Below are 26511 nucleotides of genomic sequence, written 5' to 3'. Positions count from 1 at the left end.
CTTGGTATAATGAGAAGCAACGCCATGCGCCATTCACCTTTGTGAGCGGCTCTGCTAAGGTTCTCACTTTCCCTTCCCGACTCTGGGAACTTCCCAACAGGCGTAGTGGTCTAGCTACAGCCCGCTACGCAAATTTAGAAAGAAAATCCCGTGGGCTATTCAGGGAGCATTAAAAACGAATGAGTGATCGTGATATCGATCAACAGCTGGTGGCACGTGCTCAAAAAGGGGAAAAAAGAGCCTTTGATCTGCTGGTTGCGAAATATCAACGGCGCCTGGCCCGTCTCTTGTCACGCTTTCTACGCGATAGCGCCGACATCGAGGACGTGACCCAGGAGGCCTTTGTCAAGGCGTACCGTTCGCTGCCCGCCTTCCGCGGGGAGAGCGCGTTCTACACTTGGCTTTATCGCATCGGCATCAATACGGCTAAGAATTTTCTCAGCGCCAGCGCTCGCCGCCCGGTTGTGCACGCCGACTTCGAGGATGAAGACGGCGAGAGCTTCGACCTGGCCGCGCAGTTGCCGGACCTGAACACGCCCGAATCGGCGTTGATGAACAAGCAGATTATCGCCACCGTGAACGCGGCGGTGGAGCGTCTGCCCGAAGAATTGCGGACGGCCATTTCCTTGCGAGAAATGGACGGGTTGTCTTACGACGAAATCGCAAAGGTGATGGACTGTCCGATTGGCACAGTACGTTCGCGGATTTTCCGTGCGCGCGAGGCGATCGCGACCGAGTTGCGGCCGCTGCTGGATACGGCCAAAAACAAAAGGTGGTAGAGAGGTGGTAGAGATGAGACAGAGCATTTCCGAACTGATGGACAGCGAGCTTGGCGAAAACGCCGCCGCGCAAGTGATGACCGCCATCGAGGCTGACGCCTCCCTGAAGCAGGCCTGGAATGACTACCACTTGATCGGCGATGCCATGCGCGCCAACGCGCACGTCAGCATCGACGTGCGCGGCCGCGTATCGGCGCGGCTCAAGGAGGAGCCCACCGTGCTGGCGCCGCGCCGCTGGCATGGCGCCCAGCGCGTGCGCATGGCGGGCGCCGCGGCCTTGGCCGCCAGTGTGAGCTTCGCCGCCGTCGTGGCTTGGCAGCAGCTGGCGCGTCCTGCGCATACCGCGGTGGCGGTCAATGCCCAGGCTCAGCAGCAGGTGGCGCTGTTGCCGGTCTCCAGCAGCAACGCCGATGCCTATTTTCTGGCGCATCAGGAGCTGACGGCGGATCAAGGCCTGGTGCAAGTGTCGTACAGCCGGAGGGCTGCGCACTGATGAGGAAGATTGCGCTGGGATTGACTCTGTTGGCTTTGCCGTTGGCGGCGTTGGCCGACGACGACTGGTCGTTGTTTCAACGGGTGACGGATGCGGGACGCCAGCAGCCGATGAGCGGTACCTATCTGCATCAAATGAAAGACACGCTGGAAACCTTCCATATCGTGCGTCTTGGCGGCCCCGGGTCGGTGCAGGAGCGCCGCGTGGCGCTCGATGGCCCGCCGCGGGAAATCGTGCGCAACGGCGAGGCGCTGACCTGTTTCGCGCCGGACAAGCGTTCGCTTTTGGCGGCCAAGATCAGCGCCATGCGCTTATTTCCGGCGTTGATGTCCGATGATGTGGCGGATATCTCCCAGTCGTATACCCTGCGCAAGCTCGGCCCGGACCGGGTCGCGCAGCGGGACTGCAACTGGATCGAGGTACGCGCCCGCGATCAGCAACGCTACACCGAACGGATTTGCGCGGATCAATCCACCTCGTTGCCGTTGAAGATGATGACGCTCTCGCCGCGCAACGGCGACGTCATCGAGCAATACACCTTTACCCAAATCGACCTGACGCCATCGCGCGACAAAAGTCAGCTTAAGCCGCAATACAAGCTGAGCAATCAATTGCGCGGACCCGCGCAACCGCCGCAGTCCGCCGACGGGGCCGCCAGCCATACCGACGTCGCCGGTCTGCCGTCGGGGTTCAAAATGATTCGTTCGATACAACGGACCCTGCCGGGCGGCAATAGCACCCAACTCGTGCGCCACATGGTGTACTCCGATGGACTGGTGATGCTGTCGCTGTTCGTCGAGCCGATCCCGCAGGACATGCCCTCGGCGCTGCGCCGGGTGCAGAGCGTGAACCTGCATGGCGCCATCAATATGGCGACCAACAGCCAGGGCGATCAGATGCTGACGCTGGTGGGGGATATGCCGGAGCCGACGCTCGCCGCGCTGGTGCGCGGTCTGCACATCGTTCCCCGTCCTTGATGTCCGTTTGAGGCTGGGCGCGCCAATGGCGCGCCCTTATTGTGAGTTCGTTTTTCCGTGTTGGAGGGAAAGCATGTCATTGAAGCGTTGGATGGCCATTGCCGCGTTGGCAACCTCATTCTTCTGTGGCGTCTCGTCGGCGGCTGACGTGACCGGCCTGCCGGACTTTACCCGTATCGTCGCGGCCGAGGGGCCGGCCGTGGTCAACGTCAGCACGTCGCGCATCGAACGTCAGGCGGCCAACGGCTTGCCGGATGCTTTCGGCAACGACCCTTTCTTCGAATTTTTCCGCCGCTTCGCGCCGCCGCAAATGCGCGAGCGCGAGGTCGGGTCGCTGGGTTCCGGCTTTATCATTTCCGCCGACGGTTATGTGTTGACCAATGCGCACGTTGTGGCCAAGGCGGAAAAGATTACCGTGACGCTGACTGATAAGCGGGAATTCAAGGCGCGCCTCATCGGCTCCGACGAACGCACCGACGTGGCGTTGTTGAAAATCGAGGGCGCCAACTTGCCGTTGGTCAAGCTCGGCAAGTCGTCTAGCCTGCAGGTCGGACAATGGGTGCTGGCCATCGGCTCGCCTTTCGGCCTCGACAATAGCGTGACGTCGGGGATCGTGTCGGCGCTGGGGCGTCAATTGCCCGATGATAGCTACGTGCCGTTCATTCAAACCGACGCGGCGGTCAACCCCGGTAATTCCGGCGGCCCGCTGTTCAATATGAATGGCGAAGTGGTGGGGATCAACTCGCAGATCCTCAGCCGCTCCGGTGGTTTCATGGGTATCTCGCTCGCGATCCCGATCGATGTGGCGTTGGAAGTGGCCGATCAGTTGAAGGCGCATGGCAAGGTCGCGCGCGGCCGTATCGGTGTGACCTTGCAGCCGCTTACCAAGGAACTGGCGGATTCCTTCGGTCTCGCCCGTCCTGACGGCGTGCTGGTGGTGCAGGTTGACCCCAAGGGCCCGGCGGCGCGCGGCGGTCTGCGCGTGGGCGACATCATCACCGCGGTCAACCAGCAGCCGGTGGGCAATAGCGGCGACCTGCAACGCGTGATCGGCATGGCCAAGCCGGGGACGCGATTCAATCTGCAGATATGGCGCGACAAGGCATCGCATCAAGTGGCGCTGGTAAGCGACGAGTTCAAGGAAACGCCGGCCGACAGCGAATCGTCCGACCCTTCGTCGCCCCCGAGCAGCACCGATCGTAACCTCAGCCAAATCGGCTTGGTGGTGAGTCCGCTCACGCCGCAGCAGCGGCAGCAGCTGGGTATCACCTTCGGCGTGCTGGTGCGCGCGGTCAGCGCCGGCAGCGCGCGCGCCGGGCTGGCCCCGGGCGACGTGATCGTCGGCATCGCCGGCGAACCGCTGACGTCGGTGAAACAGCTGGAGTCCGCCATCCAAGGCGGCAAGGGCAGTCTGGCGCTGCAGGTGATGCGGCAGGGCAATCTGATGTTTATCGCCATCGCGCTGGAGCGCGGCGAATGACGCTGACCCTTTATTTCCGCGAATACTGCAGCTTGTGCCACCGCATGCTGGCCGAACTCGCGCCGTGGCGAGAGCGCTATGGTTTCGAGCTGGAAATCCGCGACGTCGACGACGATCCGGCGCTGACCGAACGCTTCGATGAACTGGTGCCGGTGTTGATGATGGGCGAGACCGAAATCTGTCATTACCACCTCGACACCGAGCGTTTGGCTGCACATCTGCGGGAAATCAGCTAAAATCCGCGCCAGTGTAATTATTTAGCGGCACGCCTCAGTGGCCGGGCTCGTCCCGGCCGCGTGCCGTTTTTGGCTGTCGAGGGCAGGCGGAACCTGCTCTTATTTTTCCCGGATTCCGATGAAACATATTCGCAACTTCTCGATCATTGCCCACATTGACCACGGCAAGTCCACGCTCGCCGACCGCTTCATTCAATATTGCGGCGGGTTGGACGCGCGCGAAATGAGCGCGCAGGTGCTCGACTCGATGGACATCGAGAAGGAGCGCGGCATCACCATCAAGGCGCAAACCGCGGCCTTGCAATACAAAGCACGCGATGGCCAGGTCTACCACCTGAACCTGATCGATACCCCGGGACACGTCGACTTCTCCTATGAAGTCAGCCGCTCGCTATCGGCCTGCGAGGGCGCGCTCTTGGTGGTCGACGCGTCGCAGGGCGTGGAAGCGCAGACCGTGGCCAATTGCTACACCGCCATCGACCTGGGGGTGGAAGTGGTGCCGGTGCTCAATAAGATCGACTTGCCCTCGGCGGAGCCCGAACGCGTGAGTCAGGAAATCGAGGACATCATCGGCATCGAGGCGGTCGACGCGGTGCGCGCTTCGGCCAAGTCCGGCATCGGTATCGAGGATATTCTGGAAACGGTGGTCAACAAGATTCCGGCGCCCAAAGGCGATCCGGCGGCGCCGCTGAAGGCGCTGATCATCGATTCGTGGTTCGACAACTACGTCGGGGTGGTCATGCTGGTGCGCGTCGTCGACGGCGCGTTGCAGCCCAAGGACAAGATCAAGTTCATGGCTACCGGCGCGGAGCATCTGTGCGAGCAAGTCGGCGTATTTACGCCCAAATCGGTGCAGCGAGACCAGTTGTCCGCCGGTGAGGTGGGGTTCGTCATTGCCGGTATCAAGGAACTGAAGTCGGCCAAGGTCGGCGACACCATCACGCTGGCGGCGCGCAAGGCGAACGCGGCGCTGCCGGGCTTCAAGGAAGTGAAACCTCAGGTGTTCGCCGGTCTGTATCCGGTGGAAAGCCACGATTACGACGCGCTGCGAGACGCATTGGAGAAGTTGCAGCTCAACGACGCCTCGCTGCAGTTCGAGCCGGAAGTGTCGCAGGCGCTGGGCTTCGGCTTCCGCTGCGGCTTCCTGGGGTTGTTGCATCTGGAAATCGTGCAGGAACGGTTGGAGCGCGAGTTCGACATGGATCTGATCACCACGGCGCCGACCGTGGTCTATCAGGTGCTGATGAAAGACGGCGAGCTCATCGAAGTGGAAAACCCGTCGCGCCTGCCCGATTTGTCGAAAATCGACGAAATTCGCGAGCCCATCATTACTTCCACCATCCTTGTGCCGCAAGATTATGTCGGTTCGGTGATGACGCTGTGCAACCAGAAGCGCGGCGCACAGCGCAATATGCAGTATATGGGCCGTCAGGTGATGCTCACCTACGATATGCCGATGAATGAAGTGGTGATGGACTTCTTCGACAAGCTCAAGTCGACCAGCCGCGGCTATGCCTCGCTGGATTACGAGTTCAAGGAGTTCCAGACCGCCGACCTCGTCAAGCTGGACATCCTGGTCAATAGCGAAAAGGTCGATGCGCTGTCGTTGATCGTGCACCGTTCGACCTCGATCTACCGCGGCCGCGAGCTGGCCGCCAAGATGCGCGAACTGATTCCGCGGCAGATGTTCGATATCGCGATTCAGGCCGCCATCGGCAGCCACATCATCGCGCGCGAAACGGTCAAGGCGCTGCGCAAGAACGTGCTGGCCAAATGTTATGGCGGCGATATCACCCGTAAGAAAAAGCTGTTGGAAAAGCAAAAGGCCGGCAAGAAGCGCATGAAGCAGGTCGGCAACGTGGAAATTCCGCAGGCGGCATTCCTCGCCATTCTTCAAGTAGGGGATAAATAAGTGTCGGGCAATTATTTTTGGGTTTTCGTGGCACTGGCGATCATCGGGCTGATGCTGACCGTATTCGGCGGCAAGAAACAGCCGGGCGCCAAGGACTTTCCGCCTTCCGTGCAGTGGGGCGCGCTGTTCGTGGTGATCGGTGTCTTCGGCGTGCTATCCCAGTACATCAGCTTGACCGCGGTGCTGCTGCTGTTTGTGGTGATCACTGGCGCCGTCTACGCGCTCGACAAGTGGCTGTTGGCGAAAAAGCGCGCCGAGCGCGAGGCCGAGGCGAGCCTGGTCGTCGATTATTCGCGGGGCTTTTTCCCGGTGATCTTGGTGGTGTTCCTGCTGCGTTCCTTTTTGGTCGAGCCGTTCACCATCCCGTCGAGCTCGATGCGCCCGGGGCTTGTGGTCGGCGACTTTATCCTGGTCAACAAGTTCATCTACGGTATCCGCGTGCCGGTGCTCAATAACGTGTTGATTCCGGTGGGGCAGGTCGAGCGTGGCGACGTGATGGTGTTCAACTTTCCGATGAACCCCCAGATCAATTACATCAAGCGGGTGATCGGCCTGCCCGGCGATGTGATCGAGTATCGCAACAAGCGCCTGACGATCAATGGCCAGCCCGTCGCCGACGTCAAGGATGGCACTTACGATTACCTGGAGCAGGGCGTGGCGATGATTCACAACGACCGTTACCAGGAGCATCTTGGCGCCAAGAAGGTCGAGGTGCTGAATATCCCGGACGCGCCGACGCTGGTGCCGTCGCAGGTGATGGACTTCCCCGATCGGGATCAATGCCGCTACGACGATAACGGCTTCGTCTGCAAAGTGCCGACCGGCAGGTATTTCATGATGGGCGACAACCGCGACAATAGCTTGGACGGCCGCTACTGGGGCTTCGTCGACGATCGTCTGGTGGTGGGCAAAGCGTTCTTCATCTGGATGAACTTCTCCCAGCCTAGCCGTATCGGTAGCCTCGTCCGCTGAGCGGGCGCGATTTTTTCATGCTTTACGCGCGCTGTATTATCATGGCGTATGCAGGCACCCAACTTACTCCGGCTCGACCCGCAGGTCGGGCCGGCAACCTTTTGAACTGAATCATGGTGACCCCCCCAGAAACCCGTTTTCGCCGCCTCTCCGAGGCCCTCGCTCATGCTTTCAAAGATCCCGTGCTGTTGCGCCAGGCGCTGACGCACCGCAGCTTCGGCACCCCCAATAACGAGCGTTTCGAATTCATTGGCGACAGCATTCTCAACTACACCGTGGCGCGCATGCTGTACGATCAGTTTCCGACGCTGACCGAAGGCGAGTTGTCGCGGTTGCGCGCCAATCTGGTCAATCAAAACACCTTGGCCGAGATTGCCCACGAGTTGCAGTTGGGCGAATACCTGTTCCTGGGCGAAGGGGAGTTGAAGAGCGGTGGTTTCAACCGCCCGTCGATTTTGGCCGACGCGCTTGAGGCGATCTTCGCCGCGGTCAGTTTTGACGTTGATTTTTCCTGTGCCGAACAGGTCGTGCGCAAGCTGTACGACGCGCGCGTGCGCGCCATCGATCCGACCCGGCACGCCAAGGACGCCAAGACCCGCTTGCAGGAAGCCTTGCAGGCACGCAAGCTGCCATTGCCGAAGTACCGGATTCTGACCCAGAACGGCGAGGCGCATGAGCAGTGGTTTTGCGTGGCGTGCGATCTGGGCGATCTGGTGATCGAAACCACGGGCGAAGGCGGTAGCCGCCGCGCCGCCGAGCAGCAAGCCGCCGAGGCGGCGCTCGAACAACTGACGCGACATTTTGCCAAAGGCAAGCATTCTCGATGACTGATACCACCTTCCACTGCGGCTTTGTCGCGATCGTCGGCCGTCCCAACGTCGGCAAATCGACGCTGATGAACCACCTGATCGGCCAGAAGATCAGCATTACCTCGAAAAAGGCGCAGACCACCCGTCACCGCGTCACCGGCATCCGTACCGAGGATGACGCGCAATTCGTATTCGTCGACACGCCGGGTTTTCAGACGCACCATCGCAGCGCGCTCAACGACGTGCTCAATCAAAGCGTCAGGGACACCCTGTCCGACGTCGATTGCGTGCTGTTCGTGGTCGAGGCCATGCGCTGGACCGATGCCGACCGCGACATCCTGCCGCTGTTGCCGAAGAACAGCCCGGTGATCCTGGTGGTCAACAAGCTGGACCGCGCCAAGGATAAGCCTGGGTTCGCGGAATTCATCGCCCGTGTCGAACAGGATTTCGCTTTTGCCGGCGTCGAGGCGGTCAGCGCCAAGCACGGCCAGCGCTTGGCGGAACTCTTGCTGCAGGTGCGGCCGCATCTGCCCGAATCGGTGCCGCTGTATCCGGAAGACATGGTGACCGATAAGAGCGAACGCTTCTTGGCGGCCGAGATCGTGCGCGAAAAGCTGTTCCGTTACCTGGGCGAAGAGCTGCCCTACTCGATGAACGTGGAGGTCGAGCAGTTCGAGCTCGATGGCGCGTTGCGCCGTATCTACGTCGCCGTGCTGGTCGATAAGGAAGGGCAGAAGAGCATCGTCATCGGCAAAGGCGGAGAGAAGCTGAAGAAGATCTCCACCGAGGCGCGGCTCGATATGGAAAAGCTGTTCGACGGCAAGGTATTTCTGCAAGTCTGGGTCAAGGTCAAGAGCGGTTGGGCCGATGATGTGCGTTTCCTGAAGGAATTCGGCCTCGATTGAGAGCGGATGCCATGAACCCAGGCAAGGTCGACCGCCAGCCAGCCTACATCCTGCACGCCCGGCCCTACCGGGAAACCAGCCTGCTGCTGGAGATTCTGACGCCCGACCACGGCCGGCTCGGCCTCGTGGCGCGCGGCGCGCGCCGCCCGCGCGCCGAGTTGCGCGGCTTGCTGCTGCCGTTTCAGCCGTTGACCCTGTCCTGGTTCGGCAAGAACGAAGTGCGCACGCTGCACGCGGCGGATTGGCAGGGCGGGGTGCGGCAATTGGCCGGTCTGCCGCTGATCTGCGGGTTTTATCTCAACGAATTGCTGATGCATCTGCTGGTGCGCGAAGACCCGCATCGCGACATTTGGCGCTGTTACGACCGCACCGTGCGCGGCCTGGCGGCCGGCGAGCCCCCAGGGGCATTGTTGCGGCGTTTCGAGCTGGCGCTGGTCGGGCATCTTGGCTATGCGCCGACCTTGGATGAAGACGAGGACGGCGCGGCAGTCGACGCCGCGCGCTGGTATGTCTGCCAGCCGGGGCAGCGGCCGGCGCCCGATCGCGGCTTTGAGCCGGACAACCACCAGGCGATCGTGTCCGGCGCCACGTTGCTTGCCATGGCCGCCGACGATTTTTCCGCTGAGCAGACGCGGCGCGAGTCGCGCGGCCTGTTGCGGTTGATGCTGGAGGCGCTGCTGGAGCCGGACGTGCGTCTGGCCTCGCGCGAGCTGTTGCAATCGCTGGCGCCGCAAGTGGAACAGGAGCCGGAATGATTCTAGGCATCGGCACCGACATGGTGGAAATCGCCCGCATGGCGGCGTTGCTGGCGCGCCACCCCCATGGTCCGGCTCGCCATATCCTGGCGCCGGGGGAACTCGACGATTGGCGGACGGCCGAAGATCCTGCGCGCTTTCTGGCCAAGCGCTTTGCCGTCAAGGAAGCGTTCGCCAAGGCGCTCGGCACCGGACTGCGCGCGCCTGCCGTGCTGCCGGCCATCGCGCTCGAGCACGACGCGTTGGGCAAGCCCCGGCTCGTGCTTGCCGATGCGCTGGTCGACTACCTGCGTGTGCGCGGCGTGACCCGGCACCATGTATCCCTCAGCGACGAGCGGCTTTATGCCCTCGCCTTTGTTGTGCTGGAGGGCGCGGACGCCGCGTCCCCACTGGAGACGACATCATGACACAACCTCTGAATAGCGCGCGCGGCCCGGTCATGGTCGGCGTGGATGGCCTGACCTTGACCGAGGCGGAGCGCCAGCGCTTGCGCCATCCGCTGGTCGGCGGGGTGATCCTCTTTCGCCGCAATTTCACCTCCGTGGCGCAAGTGACCGCATTGTGCGCGGAAATCCGCGCCGTGCGCACGCCGGCGCTGTTGATCGCCGTCGATCATGAGGGCGGGCGCGTGCAGCGTTTCTTGCAGGGTTTCACCCGCCTGCCGCCGATGCAGGCCTTAGGCGCGTTGTGGCGGACCGACCCGGTGCAAGGCATGCAGCAAGCGGAAAACGTCGGTTACGTGTTGGCGGCCGAGTTGCGCGCCTGCGGCATCGATCTGTCGTTTACGCCGGTGCTGGATCTCGATTGGGCGAAGAGCGCCATTATCGGCGACCGTTCGTTCGGTCGCGATCCGGTCGCGGTGGCCGCATTGGCGCTGGCCTTGCGCCAAGGGCTGCAACGTGGGGGCATGGCTTGCTGCGGCAAGCATTTCCCGGGGCATGGCTGGGTCGCGGCGGATTCGCACCTGGCGCTGCCGGTCGACGAGCGTTCGCTGGCCGATCTGCGTTGCGAGGACTTGCTGCCGTTCGCGCGCCTATCCGCCGCCGGCATGGAGTCGGTGATGCCGGCGCACGTGGTCTATCCCCAGGTTGACGCCCAGCCGGCGGGCTTCTCCCGCGTTTGGCTGCAGGACATCTTGCGCGGACAGCTGGGCTTCGACGGCGTGATCTTCTCCGACGATCTAGGCATGGAAGGGGCGGCGCAAGCCGGCGGCTTCGTCGAGCGTGGCCGCGCGGCATTGGCCGCGGGCTGCGACATGGTGCTGTTGTGCAACCGCCCGGATATGGCCGACCAACTGCTGGCCGAACTGACGCCCCCGGCAAACGACGCGCTGTCGCGCCGCTTGGCGCGGATGCAGGGGCGCGGCGAGTCGTCCGATTGGCAGTCGCTGATTCGTTCCGACGCGTTCGCGCGCTGCCGGCAGGACGTATCGCGCCTGGTGCCGGCGCAATACGCCGCGACCGGCCCCGCCGTCGGGGAAGCTTCCTGACCCCGCTGTCTTCTTGGGCGATTGCCTCCTACGGACCCGGACGCGTCTTCGTGTAGGGTGCACTCGCCGAAGGCAGTGCACCACGCCTGCTCTCGCGTTGGGTAGCGTGCGTTCGCGAAGCAACGCACGGCCTGCGAGCGCCTACCATTCTTAGCTTATCCAGATTTTGAACCGCTGCTGCCATTTGAGATATTCGGTATAGGAAATGGCCAGCGGCGTGTTTTGCGCGTTAGAGGCCGCTACCGTAGCGTGACGCTTGGCCTGTGTGAGTTGCCAGCAATGGGCCGGTGACCAGCACGGCGCGGCGAGCGCTGGGTGGGGCATCATGGCGACGAATAGCAAGCCGGCGCCGGCGAGTGCGCATCCGGGGTCGTAGGGAGCAATCGCCGCGCAATGCGCGGCATTGCGCCAACGCCGTTAGTCCCTGGCGTCGCAAAGCCGGGGCTATCCCTAGGTCGGTGACGAGTGTCAGGATTTCCCCCCTGTTTTGACGGTTGTTGATCGTGCGTCCGTCAACCGAACCGTGCGCCCTTGACGCGCTCTGCCTTGGTCCCTAACCTCCGTCATCGTTGCGACTTATAAAGAAGCAACACGAGGCTTGACGGTCTCGATGCTTATGAGCACGGGGAAATCATTGTGCTCAGTTGTACGTCGACCTGCTTTTTTTGGCGGGCCGGCGAAGGACACCGGCGGGTTTCGGCTCGCCGGTGTGCCGGAATAAGCACCGGTCCGTCAACCTTCGCTCGGCCTGCCGCCTCCTTACGGCAGCTCCTCCATGATGTAAGCCGAAGGAGTTCGATCTATGGCATACCGACGTACCCTCACACCCATCGAGCGCGATTTGCGCGATATCCAGTTCACCGTCAATCAATTGGTGCGGCAACTGGCGCCAGCACCACGGCGACGGCTCAACCCGGAAGCGGCGCGTAGTCTGTTGGCCGCGGTCAGTTATAAGCTCGATGTCGTACAAGCCGCCTTGCGCAGCTAAGCGTTGGTGACGGATCCCGCCCGGTGGCGCCGCCGGGTGTTTGAACTGTTTAATGCAGCTTGTGATTCCACCAGAGTAGCAGCCTGTTCGAGGCGCCGTCGTCATGAGATTGCGGTGCAGTGCCTGCGGCGAGTGCGTCCTAGAGTTTCCACAGCCGTCCGAGGTAACCCGGACGCACGCCGGAGAGCTGCGAAGAGCAGGGTTCGAGCACTTTGAAGGCGGGATTGCGCGCTTCGCGGATCAGTGGTTCGGCGTAAGCGGGGCCGTCGATCTTGCGCAGCGCCGCGACCTGCGGCGTGCTGGGTTTGTTGCCGCGGTAGGTGACCACGCCGATCTCCTGGCTCGCCAGCTTCACGAAACTGCCTGGCGGATAGATCCCCAACTCCTTGATCAGCAGCGTGGTGAACGCCTCGTCGAACTCGGCGTCCTTGCGCTGAAAAATCTGTCCTAGCGCGGTCGCGGGCAATAGGGCGGAGCGGTAGCGGCGCGGCGTCAGCTTGGCGCAGACGATGTCGGCGAGGTGCAGAATGTGCGCCGGCGGCAAGATCTGGTCACGCTTGAGGGCAAACGGATAGCCATTGCCGACCCACGATTCGTGATGGGTTTGCACCAGCGTGTGCCACAGCTCGTCCTCGACGCCGGCCTCGCGCAAAATCGCCGACCCCAGCAGCGGGTGGGACTTGATTTCGTCCTGCTGCGCGGTGCTCAAGGCTTCTTGCTGAGCGAACAATTCGTTTTGCAGTTCAACCTGGGCGATGTTCATCGTCAGGGCGGCGCACAGCAAGATTTCCCGATGATGTGGCGGCAGCGTCATGCGCCGCGTCAACAGCGCCAGCAAGGCGGCGGTATGTACGGCGTGAGCGGGCGCATATTCGCGAAACGGCGCGAGCAGTATCGCCGCGACGACGGCATCGGGTTGAGTTTGTGCGAGCTGCAGAATGCTTTGGGCGACGCTCTGCACCGAACCGGAAAAGTCCTTGACGTGCATGGCCTGGCGCAAGAGCGCGCGCGTGCGCAGATAAAGATGGGACATTTCGTCGAACGGGCCGGGCAGCAAACGCTTGTCTTCCGCGGCGGTGTCGCTATAAAAACCCTCGTCGGTCTTTTCTTCCGTGACGAATTGGGTGACGCCCACGCGTTCCAGTTTGCGCTTCTGCTCGTCGGTCAGAACGTAATGACCTTTTTTCATCAGCAGGAAGCCGCGATCGGCGAAGACGTCGAACGGCAGCGACTGGCCGACCTCGATCAGGTCGCCAGGAACCCTTGCCTGCTGAATGCGGCCATGCTTGTCTGCCATGTCGTCGATTTCCCGCTCTGCACGTGTCGTTGTGCTCAACATTTTACTGACACTGGCACTGTTGGAATAGCCCGGACAGTTGTTCTATGTCATTTAGCTGATGCGCCGGTCACGCCTTGAGGTCACTCCACTGCTTTTGCAAGCGTTTGAGCGATACCGGGTAAGGCGTTTTGAGCTCCTGGGCGAATAGCGAAACACGCAACTCCTCGATCTGCCAGCGGAAATCGGCAAGCTGCTGCGGTGTGTCGCCTTGCTGGCGGTGCTCGTCCATGCGCGCTTGCCACATATCCCACATCTGGCGGATTTCCGCCGCGCGTTGTCCGTCGCGCTGCGGGTTCGCCGGCTGTTTGTCCATGCGCAGGCTCATGGCTTTCATGTAGCGCGGCAGATGTTGCAGCTGCGGCCAGGGGGTCGCGGCGAGAAAGCCGCGGTAGATCAATGCGTCGAGCTGTTGGCGTAGCTCAAAGCCCAGCCGGTGCTTCTGCAGGCGCATCGATAGCACTTGGTATTCCTGGGCAATTTGTCCCAGATATTGCATCACCGCTTGGGTGACGGCCGGCAGGCGCGTGCGTGCGCGCGCCTTTTGCTCATTGAAGGGCTTTTCGCTGCGCGGCAGCGGATCGTCGCCGATGAAGGCGCGATCGCAAATGGCGGCGATCGCGTCGGCCAGAAGCTCGTCGGCATTGGCCACCGCCCGCAATTGCAGCGCGATGGGCGTCATGCCAGGCAAGCCTTTGTTCATCTGCTTCATCTGTTCTTTGAGCTGCAGTTGCAACAGACGGATGACGCCGCCGCGATGGGCGCGTTCGCCGGCGGCCTCGGTGTCGAACAGGCGCAACGCGATGCGCTCTTGCTCGATGGTCAGCGCCGGATAGCCCGTCAACTGCTGCCGGCCGCGCGCGAATTGGATCGTGGCCGGCAAATCGCCGAAATCCCAGCTCGTCACGTCGTCGCGCTCGAACTCGGCCGACGTGTCGCGGAAGGTGAGTTGCGCCGCCTGGCCGAATTGCCGTTGCAGCTGGAGCAAATCGCGGCCGGTGCCCAACTCTTGCTTGCCGTCGTCGATGACGCGGAAGTTGAACAGCAGGTGCGGTGGCAATTCCGCTTGGGCGAAGGCGTCCGGACCGGGGTGCTCGCGCGTGGCCTTGGCGACGAAATCCGCCAGCTGGCTGGAGAGCGGTTGCGCCATATCGGGCTCGGCGGCCAGGAAGCGGGTGACAAAGTCGGGCACCGGCACGCAGTTGCGCCGGATTTGCTTCGGCAGCGCCTTGATCAGCGCCTGCACTTTTTCGCGCACCATGCCTGGCACCAGCCATTCGAAGCGCGCCGGTTCCAAGCGATTGAGCAAGGCCAGCGGCACGTCGACCGTGACGCCGTCGAGCGGATGGTTGGGTTCGAAGCGGTATTTCAGTCTCAGCCGGCCGTCCTCGCTATCCAGCCATTCGGGGAACTGGTTGGCGGTCACATGCTGGGCGGCATGTCGCATCAGTTCTTCGCGGGTCAGGAAAAGCCTTTTCGGTTCCTGTTGCTCGATCGCCTTGCGCCAGACCTCGAAGCTCGCGGCGTCAACCACTTCCGCGCCCAGGCGCTCGTCATAGAAGGCGAACAGCGCGTCCTCGTCCACCAGCACGTCCTGGCGGCGCGACTTGTGTTCCAACTGCTCCACTTCACGGATCAGATGCTGATTGTGCTGGAAGAACGGCGCCTGGCAGACGTACTCCATGGCGACCAGCGCGCCGCGGATGAACAGCTCGCGCGCCTCTTGCGGCGCGATGCGGCCGTAACTGACCGGCCGGCGCGGCACCAGCGTCAAGCTGAACAACGTCACGCGCTCGCTCGCCACCACTTCGCCCCTGGCTTTTTCCCAGTGGGGATCGAAGTAGTGATATTTGACCAGATGCGGCGCCAGTTTCTCTACCCATTCCGGCTCGACTTTGGCGACCGAGCGGGCATACAGACGCGAGGTTTCCACCAGTTCGGCCGCGACCAGCCATTTGGGCCTGCTCTTTTTCAGGCCCGAGCCGGGGAAGATCAGGAAATGGCTGCCGCGCGCGCCGAGATAGTCGTCGCCTTCGGTCGACTTCATGCCGAGGTTGCCGATCAGCCCCGTCAGCAGCGCCTTGTGCAGGTTTTCGTAGGCGACCGCGTCCAGCTTTTGTTTGGCTTTCTCCGTCGCCGGCTGATTCGTGGGCTGAGGTTCGGCGCGAAAGCCGAGTTCGGCGGCAATCTCGGCCAGCTGCCCATGCAGTTCGCGCCATTCGCGCATGCGCATCCAAGACAGGAAATGATCGTGGCACAGATTGATCAGCTGGCGCGTCGATTTCTTGTGTTTGTAGGCGTCATCGTAAAAATCCCACAGATGCAGGAAGGAGAGAAAATCCGACTTGTCGTCGACGAAGCGGGCTTGCGCCCGCTCGGCCGCGTCGCGCGCTTCGAATGGGCGTTCGCGCGGATCCTGGATCGACAGGGCCGAGGCGATGATCAGCATCTCGCGCACGCAATGGAAATCGCGCGCGGCCAGCAGCATGCGCCCCAGACGCGGATCGGTCGGAATACGCGCCAGCTCCTCACCGATTTGCGACAACTCGCCGCTGTCGGTGAGCGCGCCAAGCTCGGTCAGCACCTGATAGCCGTCGGCGATTTGGCGCGAGGAGGGCGGTTCGATGAACGGGAAGGCATCGACGCGGCCAAGCCGCAGCGCGGCCATGCGCAAAATCACCGCCGCCAGGTTGGCGCGCAGAATTTCCGGATCGGTGAATGCCGGGCGGGCGTTGAAGTCGTCCTCGCCATACAGGCGGATGCAGACCCCGGCCTCCACCCGGCCGCAACGCCCGGCGCGCTGGCGCGCCGCGGCCTGCGAGATTTTTTCCACCAGCAACTGTTCGATCTTGGCGCGCGGGCTGTAGCGCTTGACGCGGGCGAGGCCGGTGTCGATGACATAGCGGATGCCCGGCACGGTCAGCGACGTCTCGGCCACGTTGGTGGCCAGCACGATGCGGCGGCCGCCGCTCGGGCGGAAGATGCGCTGCTGATCCTCGTTGGAGAGGCGCGCGAACAGCGGCAGGATTTCCAGGCCGCGCAAGCCCGCTTTGCGCAGCTTTTCGGCGGTTTCGCGAATCTCGCGCTCGCCGGGCAGAAACACCAGAATGTCGCCCGACCCGACCCGCATCAGCTCCTGCGCCGCCTCGACCACGGCGTCCTCCATCTCCATCTCGCGCTCGTCCTCGTCGCGTTCGGACAGTGGGCGATAACGCATTTCCACCGGGTAGAGCCGGCCGGAGACCTCGATGACCGGGGCGTTGTCGAAGTGGCGCGAGAACCGGTCGGCGTCGATGGTGGCCGAGGTAATGATGATTTTCAGATCCGGACGGCGCGGCAACAGCTGCTTGAGGTAGCCCAGCATGAAATCGATGTTTAGGCTGCGCTCGTGCGCTTCGTCGATGATGATCGTGTCGTAGGCTTCCAAGTAGCGGTCGGTCTGGGTTTCCGCCAGCAGGATGCCGTCGGTCATCAGCTTGACCACGCTCTTTTCCGATAGCTGGTCGGTGAAGCGCACTTTGAAGCCGACATGCTCGCCCAGCTGCGAGCCGAGCTCCTGTGCGATGCGGGTCGCGACCGAGCGCGCCGCCAGCCGTCTTGGCTGGGTATGGCCGATCAGCCCGTGCACGCCTCGGCCCAATGTCAGGCAGATCTTGGGAATTTGCGTGGTTTTGCCTGAGCCGGTTTCGCCGCAGACGATGACTACCTGATGGCGCGCGATGGCATCGCGAATGTCTTCCAGCTTTTGGTTGACCGGCAGGCTGTCGTCGAACGTCGGCGTGGGCAGATGCGCGCGCCGCGCGGCGACGCGCGCCTGCGAGCGCGCGATCTGCGCGTCGATTTGAGCGATGAGCCGGTCCGCCGGCTGCCCTTTGTGCGCACGCGCCTCGGCATCGCGCAGCTTGGCCTGCAGCGGCCGACGATCACGGATCAGACAGTCGGCCAGGGCGGTTTGGTAGGCTTGCGGGAGGCGTTCGGATTTCATGCTGCGAGGGTCTTGGCGATCAAAAACGGCAATTATAGCACTGCCGCCGTGATCGCTTGCGCCCCCTAGGCCGCCGCGCTGGAGAACTGATGCATCGACCGGCCGAGCTCGGCCATCAGACCGTCCAGCGTCTGAATGGCTTCGGCGATCGTATGCACTTCGCTGGTCAGCGTGCGGGTTGAGTCGCCCACCGCGGTGATGTCGTTGGCGAATTGAGAGAAACCTTGATTCTGCCGTGAGCCGGCCGCGGCGACCTCGGTGAGAATGCCCGCCAGCTCGCGCGTGTCGCGGATGATGTCGCCCAATTGCAGCTGGGCCGACGCGCTGTTCTCCTTTCCCGCCTGCATCTGGCGGTTGCCGTCGCGCATGGCGTCGATGGCTTGGCTCGTGCCGTCGACGATCAACTGGATTTTCTGCTCGACGCCTTGCGTGGCCTGTTGAGTGCGCTCGGCGAGCTTACGTACTTCGTCGGCCACGACGGCGAATCCGCGTCCGCTCTCGCCGGCGCGCGCAGCCTCGATCGCGGCGTTGAGCGCCAGCAGGTTGGTTTGCTCGGCGATATCGCGGATCAGCTGCACAATGCTGCTGACTTCGCTGCTGCGTTGGCCCAACTCTTCCAGCCGCTGGGCGGCCAGCGCGATCACGCCCGAGGCTTGGCCTAGCTGGTCGACCGCCTGATCCATCGCCTGGCCGCCCTTATTGGCTTGTTCTCCGGCGCTTTGCGCCATCGACGTGGCCGAGAGCGATTGCTCGGTATTCTGCCCGGTCACCACCGCCATCTGCTGTGCCACGACCACCATGTCCTCAGCCCGTTCGCGCTGCTCGGTCATGGTCTGCGCCATCTTGCGCGTCGACTGGGCGATGTCGCGGCTCGCGTCGGAGGCATCCTGGATCGAGCGCGTCACTTGCGCGAGCATGGTCTTGATCGCCTGGCTCGCCTCGATGGCCTGGCTGCGGGCTTCTTCCAGCTTGGAGAAGCTCTGCACCTTGGCTTTGTCGTAGGACATGGCGAGCACCAGCACCATCAAGGTCAAGCCGGCCAACGATTTGGCCTGCAGCTTGGGGATGAGCGCGTGGTCGATCGGTACCGCCGGCAACCAGCCTGCTTGGCCGGAGAGCAGGAAAAAGCCGCCGATGGCACATAGCGCCAACAGCGTCCAGACGACGCCGGAGCGCCGGCCGCTGACGAAAATCGAAGTGAAGGGGATCGAGGCGAACCAGACGATGCTGGTCGACATGATGCCGCCGTTGACGTACACCATCCAGCACACCATGCAATACATGGCGCCGATGATGAATTCCGCGGTAAAGCGCAACGCGCCGGTGAGTTTGAGGATAAGCGGGCCCGACAATAGGGCGAGTCCGCCGCAGACGATCCCCCAGCCCATGGCCGGGTGGTTGAGCTGGAAATATTCGATGGCGAATAGCGGGGCGATGATGCCCGCCAAAAGCGCCACGCCCACGACGGTGCGGGCTTTAATCGACTGCTCGGGGGATTGCTGAATCGAGTCGGGGATGAACCATGCGGTGAGTTTGGATGCTGCCATCGCGTGTTTGCTCCTCCATGCGCTGTGTGTTTGCCGTATCCCATATGAATATATTTTTTCAGGAACTTTAAAACAAATGTTTGCTTGGAGCAATGGCTCGATCGCAGATGTCGCTGTTTGTAAACGCAAAAAACCCCTGCCTTGGCAGGGGTTTTGGCCGAAACAAGAAAGCGTTACTGCTGCGCGGCTTGCAGCGCGGTCAGTGCAATGGTGTAGACGATGTCGTCCACCAGCGCGCCGCGCGACAGGTCGTTGACCGGCTTTCTCAAGCCTTGCAGCATCGGGCCGACGCTGATGACGTTGGCCGAACGCTGTACCGCCTTGTAGGTGGTGTTGCCGGTGTTCAGATCCGGGAAGATGAACACGGTGGCGCGACCGGCGACTTCGCTGCCCGGCGCTTTCTGACGAGCCACGCTTTCAACCGAGGCGGCGTCGTATTGCATCGGGCCGTCGATGATCAGGTCAGGACGCTTTTCGCGCGCGATGCGCGTCGCTTCGCGCACCTTCTCCACGTCGCTGCCGCTGCCGGAGCTGCCGGTGGAGTAGGAAATCATCGCCACGCGCGGCTCGATGCCAAAGGCCTTGGCCGAATCCGCCGATTGAATGGCGATGTTGGCCAGTTCTTCCGGGGTCGGATCCGGGTTGACCGCGCAGTCGCCGTAAACCAGCACTTGCTCCGGCATCAGCATGAAGAACACGCTGGAGACGAGACCGGCGCCCGGCGCGGTCTTGATCAGTTGCAGAGCCGGGCGGATGGTGTTGGCGGTGGTGTGCACGGCACCGGATACCAGGCCGTCGACATCGCCCTCCGCCAGCATCATGGTGCCGAGGACGACGCTGTCTTCCAGTTGCTGCTCGGCCATCGGCGCGGTCAGCCCCTTGCTCTTGCGCAGTTCGACCATCGGTTCGATGTAATTGCCGCGGATCTTGTTCGGATCGAGGATTTCCAGCGAATCCGGCAGCACGATGCCTTGGGTTTCGGCGATGCGCTGGATTTCGATCGGATCGCCCAACAGCACGCAGCGGGCGATGTGCTTTTCGTGGCAGATGGCGGCGGCACGGATGGTGCGCGGCTCGTTGCCTTCAGGCAGCACGATGCGCTTGTCGGCCTGACGCGCCTTTTCGCGCAGCTGATAACGGAAGGCCGGCGGCGGCAGACGCGGCTCGTGCGGTTCGCCGACGAATTGCTTGAGCTTGTCCGCGTGCAGGTTTTCGGCAACGTGGTCGATGACGCGTTCCATGCGCTCGGTATCGTCCTCCGGCACCGCCTTGCCCATCTGGGCCAATAGGCTGCTGGTTTCGAAGGTATTGAGCGCGCTGATCATCACCGGCAAGTTGCTGCTGAAGGCTTGCTGGCACAGCTGCATGATGCGCGGGTCGGGCTGCGATTCACAGGTGAACACCAGGCCTGCCAGCGGCACGCCGTTCATGCTGGCCATGGCGGCGGTCAGGATCACGTCCTCGCGATCGCCGCTGGTGAGCACCAGCGCGCCCGGCTTGAGCAGATGAATGATGTGCGGCGCGGTACGCAGCGTCACCACGATCGAGTTGACGCGGCGCTCGCTGATCTGTCCGGCATGGGTAATGGTGGCGTTAAGGTGGCGCGCCACATCGAGCGTGCGCGGCGCCTGCAGGTCGGTGCGTTCCGGAATGACGCCCAGCACCGGCAGATCGATGTCCCGGGCCCATTGGCTGCCGGAGAGCAGTTGCGTGCGCAATGCCTCGGCATTGCGGCCATGGCTTTCGCGGTTGAGGATCACGCCGGCGATCTGGCCGCCGTGGCCGCCAAACGATTGCACGCTCAGATCGATTTGTTCGGCGATCTCGTGATCGGTCAATTGTCCGACCGAGCCCACCAGAATCGTCTGCGCTTCGAGGTTGCGCGCGATCTTGGTGTTGAGAAAGGTCGAGAAAACGTGTTTCTGGTCCGGCACCAGGCCTTCGACGACGACGACGTCGACTTTCTGGCTGGCTACCTTCCGATACAGCGTGACGATTTCTTCCATCAGCTGGTCGACTTGGCCTTGGCCCAGCAGTTTTTCCACATGCTCCATCGGGATCGGCTGCGGCGCGTCGGCGCGGCAGATGGCACGAGCGAAGTGGGTGGAGCGCTCGGTTTCCTGGTCGTCGTTACCCTGGGCGATCGGCTTGACGAAGCCGACGGACAGGCCCGCCTGTTCCAGCGAACGAATCATGCCCAGAGAGACGGAAGTCAGACCAACGTCGAAGCCGATGGGCGCCAAAAAGAATGTATGCATTGTTCGAGTCCTTGAAACCGGCTCGCTGCGGGCGAGCCTGTACGATCAAACGCTTTGCTGCAATGTGCAGGCAAGATCCACGGGCGAGAGGTTTCCCTCAGGCGAAATGGATAACGAAAAAGTCGGTTGTCCGACAAAATCGCCAAAAACCATGTCATTCAAGTGGATTTTTACCATCTTGTTCTCTCTGAGCGCGGGGGTAGCATGCTGTGCCAGGCCTTATTCGATGCTGCGTTGCAGTATAGCGCATCCACCGATGCCTTCTCCCCGATGGTCCAACATGTCCCGCGCTCGAGCGCAACGAGAGCACTATTTACGCCAACGACGGCGTGCTGTGCAGAGGGCGGAACGCATGATCGTATCGAGGTTGATGCATATCAAGCTGCATGCGCATGTTGTGTTGCACAAAAGCGCCAATATTAAATATCTCTAAATCATTAATGTTGGCGCAATTTGTTGCTTGCACATGGAGTTAAATATTTGATGATGAAGGTGTTTTTTAACTATTTTTGGTTCTTAAATTGGGTTTTTGCAAATTTTTTTGATGGAGTGGCTGCATTTTTGATTTTTTTAAAGCAAATCACTTGCCCTTTGGATAAAGTCAGGCCAGAATTCAAGCCCTGCGTGTGTAAAGGGGTTTTTTCCTAAGCATCGGTAGGTTCCGTAAACTCGTTTTAGGCGAGATTCGGCTGGTCTTATACTTCTTACTCTGGAGGTGTGGGAATAATGTCTGATCTGGCTTCCTCGCAGCTGTTGCAACCGGCTGCTGTCCAGCTTCCCATCAATACGTATTTCGACTCCGCCATTTATCGGCTGGAGCAAGAGCGTCTGTTCGCCGACGCGCCGGTCTATTATGGCCACGAGCTCATGGTTCCCGAAGAGGGGGACTATCACACGATCGAGTGGCTCGATCACGGCAAAATGCTTAAGCGCGCCGGCGGCGAGGTGCTGTTGTTGTCCAATGTCTGTCGTCACCGGCAGGCGCGCATCTATCAAGGGCGCGGCAACGGCAATCACGTCGTGTGCAATCTGCACGGCTGGACCTATGACAACCGCGGCCAGTTGATCGGCGCACCGCTGTTCCCGGAAACGCCGTGCCTCAACTTGGGTCAAACGCCGCTGACGTCCTGGCATGGCATGCTGTTCGATGCCAAGCGCAACGTGCAGGATGATCTTGCCCGGCTTGGCGTGGCGCAGTACATGGATTTTGCCGGCTTCGTCTACCACAGTACGCATGTCACCGAGTACGACTTCAACTGGAAGACTTTCATTGAAGTGTATTCCGAGGACTATCACGTCGATCCGTTCCATCCGGGGCTCGGTAATTTCGTCAATTGCGCCGACCTGAAGTGGGAATGGGGTAATCAGTACCATGTGCAATCGGTCGGCATCAAAAATAGCCTCAGCCGGCCTGGCTCCAAGGTGTATGGGGAGTGGCACAAGGAAGTGCTGCGGCGCTATGCCGATAAATGCCCGGAATTCGGCGCGTTGTGGCTGACGTACTACCCCAACATCATGGTCGAGTGGTATCCGCACTCTCTGGTGATCAGCGTGGTCGTGCCGCGCGGGCCGGAGAAGTGCACGGTCATCACCGAGTTCTTCTATCCGGAAGAGGTGGTCTATTTCGAGCCCGAGTTCATCGAGGCCGAGCAGGCCGCCTATTTCGAAACCGCCAAAGAAGACGACGAGATCTGCTATCGCATGCACCAGGGGCGCCGCGCGCTATGGCTGGACGGCCGTAGCGAGGCAGGCCCGTATCAGTCGCCGACCGAAGAGGGCATGCAGCATTTCCATGAGTTCTATCGGCGCAAGATGGGCGACTTGCTGCGGACCTGACAATGGCTTTGCACGTGATAGGCTTTCGTGCACAATAGAAAAGGCGTGGGTTTCCACGCCTTTTTTGTTGATGCGATGATCCGTTTAGCGCATTTCCTGCCGAGTGTGTTTCTTCTGACGGCGCAAGCCGCCTTTGCGGCGGCGCCGCCCGCCCAGCCGATGCGCCTGGAGCGTGCTTCCACGACCTATCTATACGCCGATCCGATCAGTGGATTGCAGTTGACCGTACCCACCGGTTGGCGAGTGCGCGCCGAAACCTTGAATGGCATCCGTCAATTGCGCGTCGTTCCCCCTAAGGCAGACCAACGCGAGCGTGCCGCCATCGACGTCACGATTCGCCTGCGGCCTTGGCTCTCCGGCGAGACGCTGGCCAAGCTCGCGGCCGATTATCGCGAGCAGGACGGCGACCGCGAGGCGGCGCAAACGGTGCATTACCAACCCAAGGCCGGCCGGCTGGTGTTGGATTATCGCGAAGGGCGCTATGTCTCCGACCAGCTGTGGATCGTGCGGCGCAATTTGCACATTTTCCAACGCGAGGATAAGCGGCGGGTGTTGGAGGCGCGCTGCGCGGCCAACGCCTCCGAGTTCAAGTCGTATCGTAAAAATTTGCAGTTACTCTGTTATTCGGCGCAATTCGCCAAGGGACGTCTCTGACACCGCGGCGCTTTGACGCTAGAATTCAATTACCGGGTTGATTTTCAGGAGCTGAATAGATGATCTCGATTCGTGAACAGTCGTACGGACTGGATGTGGCGTTGTTTAACGAGTTCACCCTGGCCGATTTCAAGCTGTTCGAGGAAGCGCTGTTGAAGCGCGCGGGTGAGATCGGCCATCCCCATGTTCTGCTGGATTTGTCCGAACTGAAGGATTTCACGCTGGATATGGCGTTGGAGGAGCTGCGTTTCGTGCGCGCGCACGACAAGGATTTCGGCCGCGTGGCGGTCGTGGTCAGCGATGTCTGGATCAAGCTGGCGGCGCATTTGGCCGGGCTCGTCACGCGCGGGCATTCCGAGTATTTCGATAGCGTCGCCGCGGGTCAGGCTTGGCTGTCCAAACCGTGACGTCACGGTAATGCGTTGTTTTGCAAGGCCGGCTCGTCCGGCCTTTTTGCTGTCTAGGGTCTGCCGGCCAATTTTTTGCGGCAGCGGCCGTTGTCAGATCCTGGTGGGTGCTTGATTTTGTCGCCGAACCGGCTACAGTAACGCCTTCCCCCAAAACACAAGATATTGCCGATGTTGCCCAGTATTGCCAGCCGGATTGCCGCAGAATTGCAGGTGCGAGAAAACCAGGTGGCCGCGACGGTCGAGTTGCTCGACGGCGGTGCCACCGTGCCGTTCATTGCCCGTTACCGTAAGGAAGTGACCGGCGGGCTCGACGATACACAGCTGCGCAAGCTGGATGAGCGCCTGACCTACCTACGCGAACTCGATGAGCGTCGCGAGGCGATACTGAAATCGATCGCCGAGCAGGATAAGCTGACGCCCGCGCTACAGCAGGCCATTCTGGCCGCCGACAATAAGACGGTGCTGGAAGATCTGTATTTACCGTATAAGCCGAAGCGCCGCACCAAGGCGCAGATCGCCCGCGAGGCCGGTTTGCAGCCGTTGGCCGAGCTGCTGCTGGCCGACCCGGCGCGGGTGCCCGAGGAGGCTGCGCAGGCTTATGTCGATGAGCGTCGGGGTGTGGCCGACGCGCGCGCGGCGCTGGATGGCGCGCGCGCCATCCTGATCGAAACCTTTTCCGAGGATGCCGGGTTGCTCGGCGCGTTGCGCGAACGATTGTGGCGCGAGGGCGAGCTCGCGGCCGAGGTGGTGCCGGGCAAGGAAGCCGAGGGCGCCAAGTTCGCCGACTATTTCCAGCACCGCGAGGCCATCCACGGCATGCCGTCGCATCGGGCGCTGGCGCTATTGCGCGGTCGTAATGAAGGTGTGTTGCAGCTGGCGCTGAAATATCAGCCGGACGATACGCCCTCCGCCGAGCGCAGCGTTTACGAGCGCGCGATGGCCGAGCATTTTTCCGTGGCGGACCGCGGCCGTCCCGCCGATAAATGGCTGCTGGATTCGGTCCGTCTATGTTGGCGCGCGCGGGTCTTTCTGTCGCTGGAGTTGGAGTTGATCTCCCGCTTGAAAGAAGCCGCTGAGGCCGAGTCCATCAAGGTATTTGCCGGCAATCTGCGCGATCTGCTGCTGGCGGCGCCGGCCGGCCGGCGCGCCACCATCGGCTTGGACCCGGGATTGCGCACCGGAGTGAAGGTCGCCGTGGTGGACGATACCGGCAAGTTGTTGGAGACCGCCACGATTTACCCGCACGCGCCGCGAAACGATTGGGATCGTGCGGTTGCGGTGCTGGCTCAGCTAGCGGCGCGCCATCGTGCTGAATTGGTTGCGATTGGCAATGGCACGGCTAGCCGGGAAACGGACAAGCTTGCGCAAACGCTGATGCGGCAACATCCGGAGCTCAAACTGACCAGCGTCATGGTGTCCGAGGCCGGCGCATCGGTTTATTCCGCCTCCGAATTGGCGGCCAACGAATTTCCGGAGCTGGACGTGAGTCTGCGTGGCGCGGTATCGATCGCCCGTCGTCTGCAAGATCCGCTGGCGGAGCTGGTGAAGATTGACCCCAAGTCGATCGGCGTTGGTCAGTATCAGCACGACGTCCATCAGGGGCAGCTGGCCCGTGCGCTCGATGGCGTGGTGGAGGACTGCGTCAACGCGGTTGGCGTTGACGTCAATACGGCGTCCGTTCCGTTGTTGACTCGCGTGTCGGGGTTGAATCACACCTTGGCCGGCAACATCGTTGCTCACCGCAACCAGTTCGGTGCTTTTGGTTCGCGCGCGGATCTCAAGAAAGTGCCGCGGCTGGGCGATAAAACGTTCGAGCAAGCGGCCGGTTTTCTGCGCGTCATGGATGGCGCCAATCCGCTGGATCGCTCGGCGGTGCATCCTGAAGCTTATCCGGTGGTGGAGAAAATCGTGGCGCGCTCGGGGCGGGAAGTGAGTAGCGTGATCGGCGACAGCCCGTTTCTTCGTGCGTTGCGGCCGGCCGATTTCGCCGACGAGCGTTTTGGTCTGCCGACGGTGATGGACATTCTCAAGGAGCTCGACAAGCCGGGGCGCGATCCACGGCCGGCCTTCCGTACCGCGGTGTTCCAAGAGGGCGTTGAGTCCTTGACGGACTTGCTGCCGGGAATGCAGTTGGAAGGCGTGGTCACCAACGTTACCAATTTTGGCGCTTTCGTCGATATTGGCGTGCACCAAGACGGGCTGGTTCATATCTCCGCTTTGTCGAAACGTTATGTCGACGATCCGCGCACGGTCGTGAAAGCGGGGGACGTCGTCAAGGTCAAGGTGTTGGAAGTGGATGTGCCGCGCAAGCGCATTGCGTTGACCATGCGCCTCGATGACGAGGTGGGCGCGCGCACGTCGGCGCGAGGCGCCGACGCCGGCAAGCCGCGTCAGCGCCAGCCGTCGGCAGCGCCGGCGGCGGATACCGCCATGGCGGCGGCTTTTGCTCGCTTGCGCAAATAGCCGGGCCAGTACAGAGGCGGATTCTGAAAAAAGCGCAATTCATGCTTGACCGTCAGTTTCCGTCTCTGTATAGTGCACACCTTCGCTGCAGCAACACAACGCAGCACCGCTCTTTAACAGAACAGAACAACCGATAGGTGTGAGTGCCGGGGGAGCCCGACACTTGCACTGCAAGAGACAGAAAGTAACCTTCGGGTTTCTTTGAAGTCCTTGCGTGCCAAAGTACG

General features: G+C 61.8%; 21 protein-coding genes. 17 read left to right on the top strand and 4 right to left on the bottom strand.

The window, feature by feature from the left end:
- Positions 1–179: 179 nt before the first annotated feature.
- The 13 genes from rpoE (at position 180) to JOZ06_RS07265 (ending at position 11795) form a co-directional block, all read left to right on the top strand.
- Entirely contained in the window at positions 180–779 is a 600-nt protein-coding gene (gene rpoE / locus JOZ06_RS07325; RefSeq protein WP_293230685.1) for an RNA polymerase sigma factor RpoE, read from the top strand.
- 13 nt (positions 780–792) lie between these two features.
- Positions 793–1272 carry a sigma-E factor negative regulatory protein gene (locus JOZ06_RS07320; protein WP_293230682.1) on the top strand — a complete coding sequence of 160 codons (480 nt, stop codon included), beginning with the start codon at positions 793–795 and terminating at the stop codon, positions 1270–1272.
- A complete protein-coding gene (locus tag JOZ06_RS07315; protein WP_293230680.1) occupies positions 1272–2249 on the top strand; it encodes a MucB/RseB C-terminal domain-containing protein in 978 nt (325 codons plus the stop codon). The genes JOZ06_RS07320 and JOZ06_RS07315 overlap by 1 nt, the downstream gene beginning before the upstream one ends.
- Before the next feature lie 73 nt (positions 2250–2322).
- Positions 2323–3729 (top strand): DegQ family serine endoprotease, encoded by a 1407-nt coding sequence (locus JOZ06_RS07310; protein ID WP_293230677.1) that lies wholly within the window; start codon positions 2323–2325, stop codon positions 3727–3729.
- Positions 3726–3965: a glutaredoxin family protein gene (locus tag JOZ06_RS07305; RefSeq protein ID WP_293230675.1), complete on the top strand. Its 240-nt coding sequence runs from the start codon at positions 3726–3728 to the stop codon at positions 3963–3965. The genes JOZ06_RS07310 and JOZ06_RS07305 overlap by 4 nt, the downstream gene beginning before the upstream one ends.
- Before the next feature lie 118 nt (positions 3966–4083).
- Entirely contained in the window at positions 4084–5877 is a 1794-nt protein-coding gene (gene lepA / locus JOZ06_RS07300) for a translation elongation factor 4 (protein WP_293230672.1), read from the top strand.
- A complete protein-coding gene (lepB, locus tag JOZ06_RS07295; protein WP_293230670.1) occupies positions 5878–6849 on the top strand; it encodes a signal peptidase I in 972 nt (323 codons plus the stop codon).
- Positions 6850–6962: 113 nt separating this feature from the next.
- Positions 6963–7676, top strand: coding sequence for a ribonuclease III (rnc, locus tag JOZ06_RS07290; protein ID WP_293230668.1), 714 nt, complete (start codon positions 6963–6965; stop codon positions 7674–7676).
- Positions 7673–8563, top strand: a complete 891-nt coding sequence (gene era, locus JOZ06_RS07285) for a GTPase Era (RefSeq protein ID WP_293230665.1) — start codon at positions 7673–7675, stop codon at positions 8561–8563. Before rnc ends, era begins: the two co-directional genes overlap by 4 nt.
- An 11-nt stretch (positions 8564–8574) precedes the next feature.
- Positions 8575–9318 (top strand): DNA repair protein RecO, encoded by a 744-nt coding sequence (recO, locus tag JOZ06_RS07280; protein ID WP_293230662.1) that lies wholly within the window; start codon positions 8575–8577, stop codon positions 9316–9318.
- A complete protein-coding gene (acpS, locus tag JOZ06_RS07275) occupies positions 9315–9725 on the top strand; it encodes a holo-ACP synthase (RefSeq protein ID WP_293230659.1) in 411 nt (136 codons plus the stop codon). The genes recO and acpS overlap by 4 nt, the downstream gene beginning before the upstream one ends.
- The gene (nagZ, locus tag JOZ06_RS07270; RefSeq protein ID WP_293230657.1) at positions 9722–10807 is read left to right on the top strand and encodes a beta-N-acetylhexosaminidase; all 1086 of its coding nucleotides are present in this window, start codon (positions 9722–9724) and stop codon (positions 10805–10807) included. Before acpS ends, nagZ begins: the two co-directional genes overlap by 4 nt.
- 802 nt (positions 10808–11609) lie before the next feature.
- A complete protein-coding gene (locus tag JOZ06_RS07265) occupies positions 11610–11795 on the top strand; it encodes a hypothetical protein (RefSeq protein WP_293230654.1) in 186 nt (61 codons plus the stop codon).
- Between the two features lie 139 nt (positions 11796–11934).
- Here JOZ06_RS07265 and JOZ06_RS07260 read toward each other — a convergent pair whose 3' ends face one another.
- From JOZ06_RS07260 to pta, 4 genes are all read right to left on the bottom strand, one after another.
- Positions 11935–13092 (bottom strand): HD domain-containing phosphohydrolase, encoded by a 1158-nt coding sequence (locus tag JOZ06_RS07260; RefSeq protein WP_293230651.1) that lies wholly within the window; start codon positions 13090–13092, stop codon positions 11935–11937.
- 109 nt (positions 13093–13201) lie between these two features.
- Positions 13202–17116 (bottom strand): ATP-dependent RNA helicase HrpA, encoded by a 3915-nt coding sequence (gene hrpA / locus JOZ06_RS07255; protein ID WP_293230648.1) that lies wholly within the window; start codon positions 17114–17116, stop codon positions 13202–13204.
- 65 nt (positions 17117–17181) lie between these two features.
- Positions 17182–18663: a methyl-accepting chemotaxis protein gene (locus JOZ06_RS07250; RefSeq protein ID WP_293230645.1), complete on the bottom strand. Its 1482-nt coding sequence runs from the start codon at positions 18661–18663 to the stop codon at positions 17182–17184.
- Positions 18664–18836: 173 nt separating this feature from the next.
- A complete protein-coding gene (gene pta / locus JOZ06_RS07245) occupies positions 18837–20921 on the bottom strand; it encodes a phosphate acetyltransferase (protein ID WP_293230642.1) in 2085 nt (694 codons plus the stop codon).
- A 726-nt stretch (positions 20922–21647) separates the two neighbouring features.
- On the opposite strand from pta, the gene JOZ06_RS07240 reads away from it, so the two are divergent.
- From JOZ06_RS07240 to JOZ06_RS07225, 4 genes are all read left to right on the top strand, one after another.
- Positions 21648–22757, top strand: a complete 1110-nt coding sequence (locus JOZ06_RS07240) for an aromatic ring-hydroxylating dioxygenase subunit alpha (protein ID WP_293230639.1) — start codon at positions 21648–21650, stop codon at positions 22755–22757.
- A gap of 75 nt (positions 22758–22832) precedes the next feature.
- The gene (locus JOZ06_RS07235) at positions 22833–23411 is read left to right on the top strand and encodes a hypothetical protein (RefSeq protein WP_293230637.1); all 579 of its coding nucleotides are present in this window, start codon (positions 22833–22835) and stop codon (positions 23409–23411) included.
- A 59-nt stretch (positions 23412–23470) separates the two neighbouring features.
- The gene (locus JOZ06_RS07230) at positions 23471–23818 is read left to right on the top strand and encodes an STAS/SEC14 domain-containing protein (protein ID WP_293230634.1); all 348 of its coding nucleotides are present in this window, start codon (positions 23471–23473) and stop codon (positions 23816–23818) included.
- A 171-nt stretch (positions 23819–23989) separates the two neighbouring features.
- Positions 23990–26284 carry a Tex family protein gene (locus tag JOZ06_RS07225; RefSeq protein WP_293230631.1) on the top strand — a complete coding sequence of 765 codons (2295 nt, stop codon included), beginning with the start codon at positions 23990–23992 and terminating at the stop codon, positions 26282–26284.
- Positions 26285–26511: the final 227 nt, after the last annotated feature.

Origin of the sequence: Paludibacterium sp. (genome assembly GCF_019232825.1) — a bacterium.
In the GTDB taxonomy this organism is placed as follows: Bacteria; Pseudomonadota; Gammaproteobacteria; order Burkholderiales; family Chromobacteriaceae; genus Paludibacterium.
Note: the sequence above shows the minus strand (reverse complement) of the source record. Positions and strands in the feature narration are given on the sequence as shown.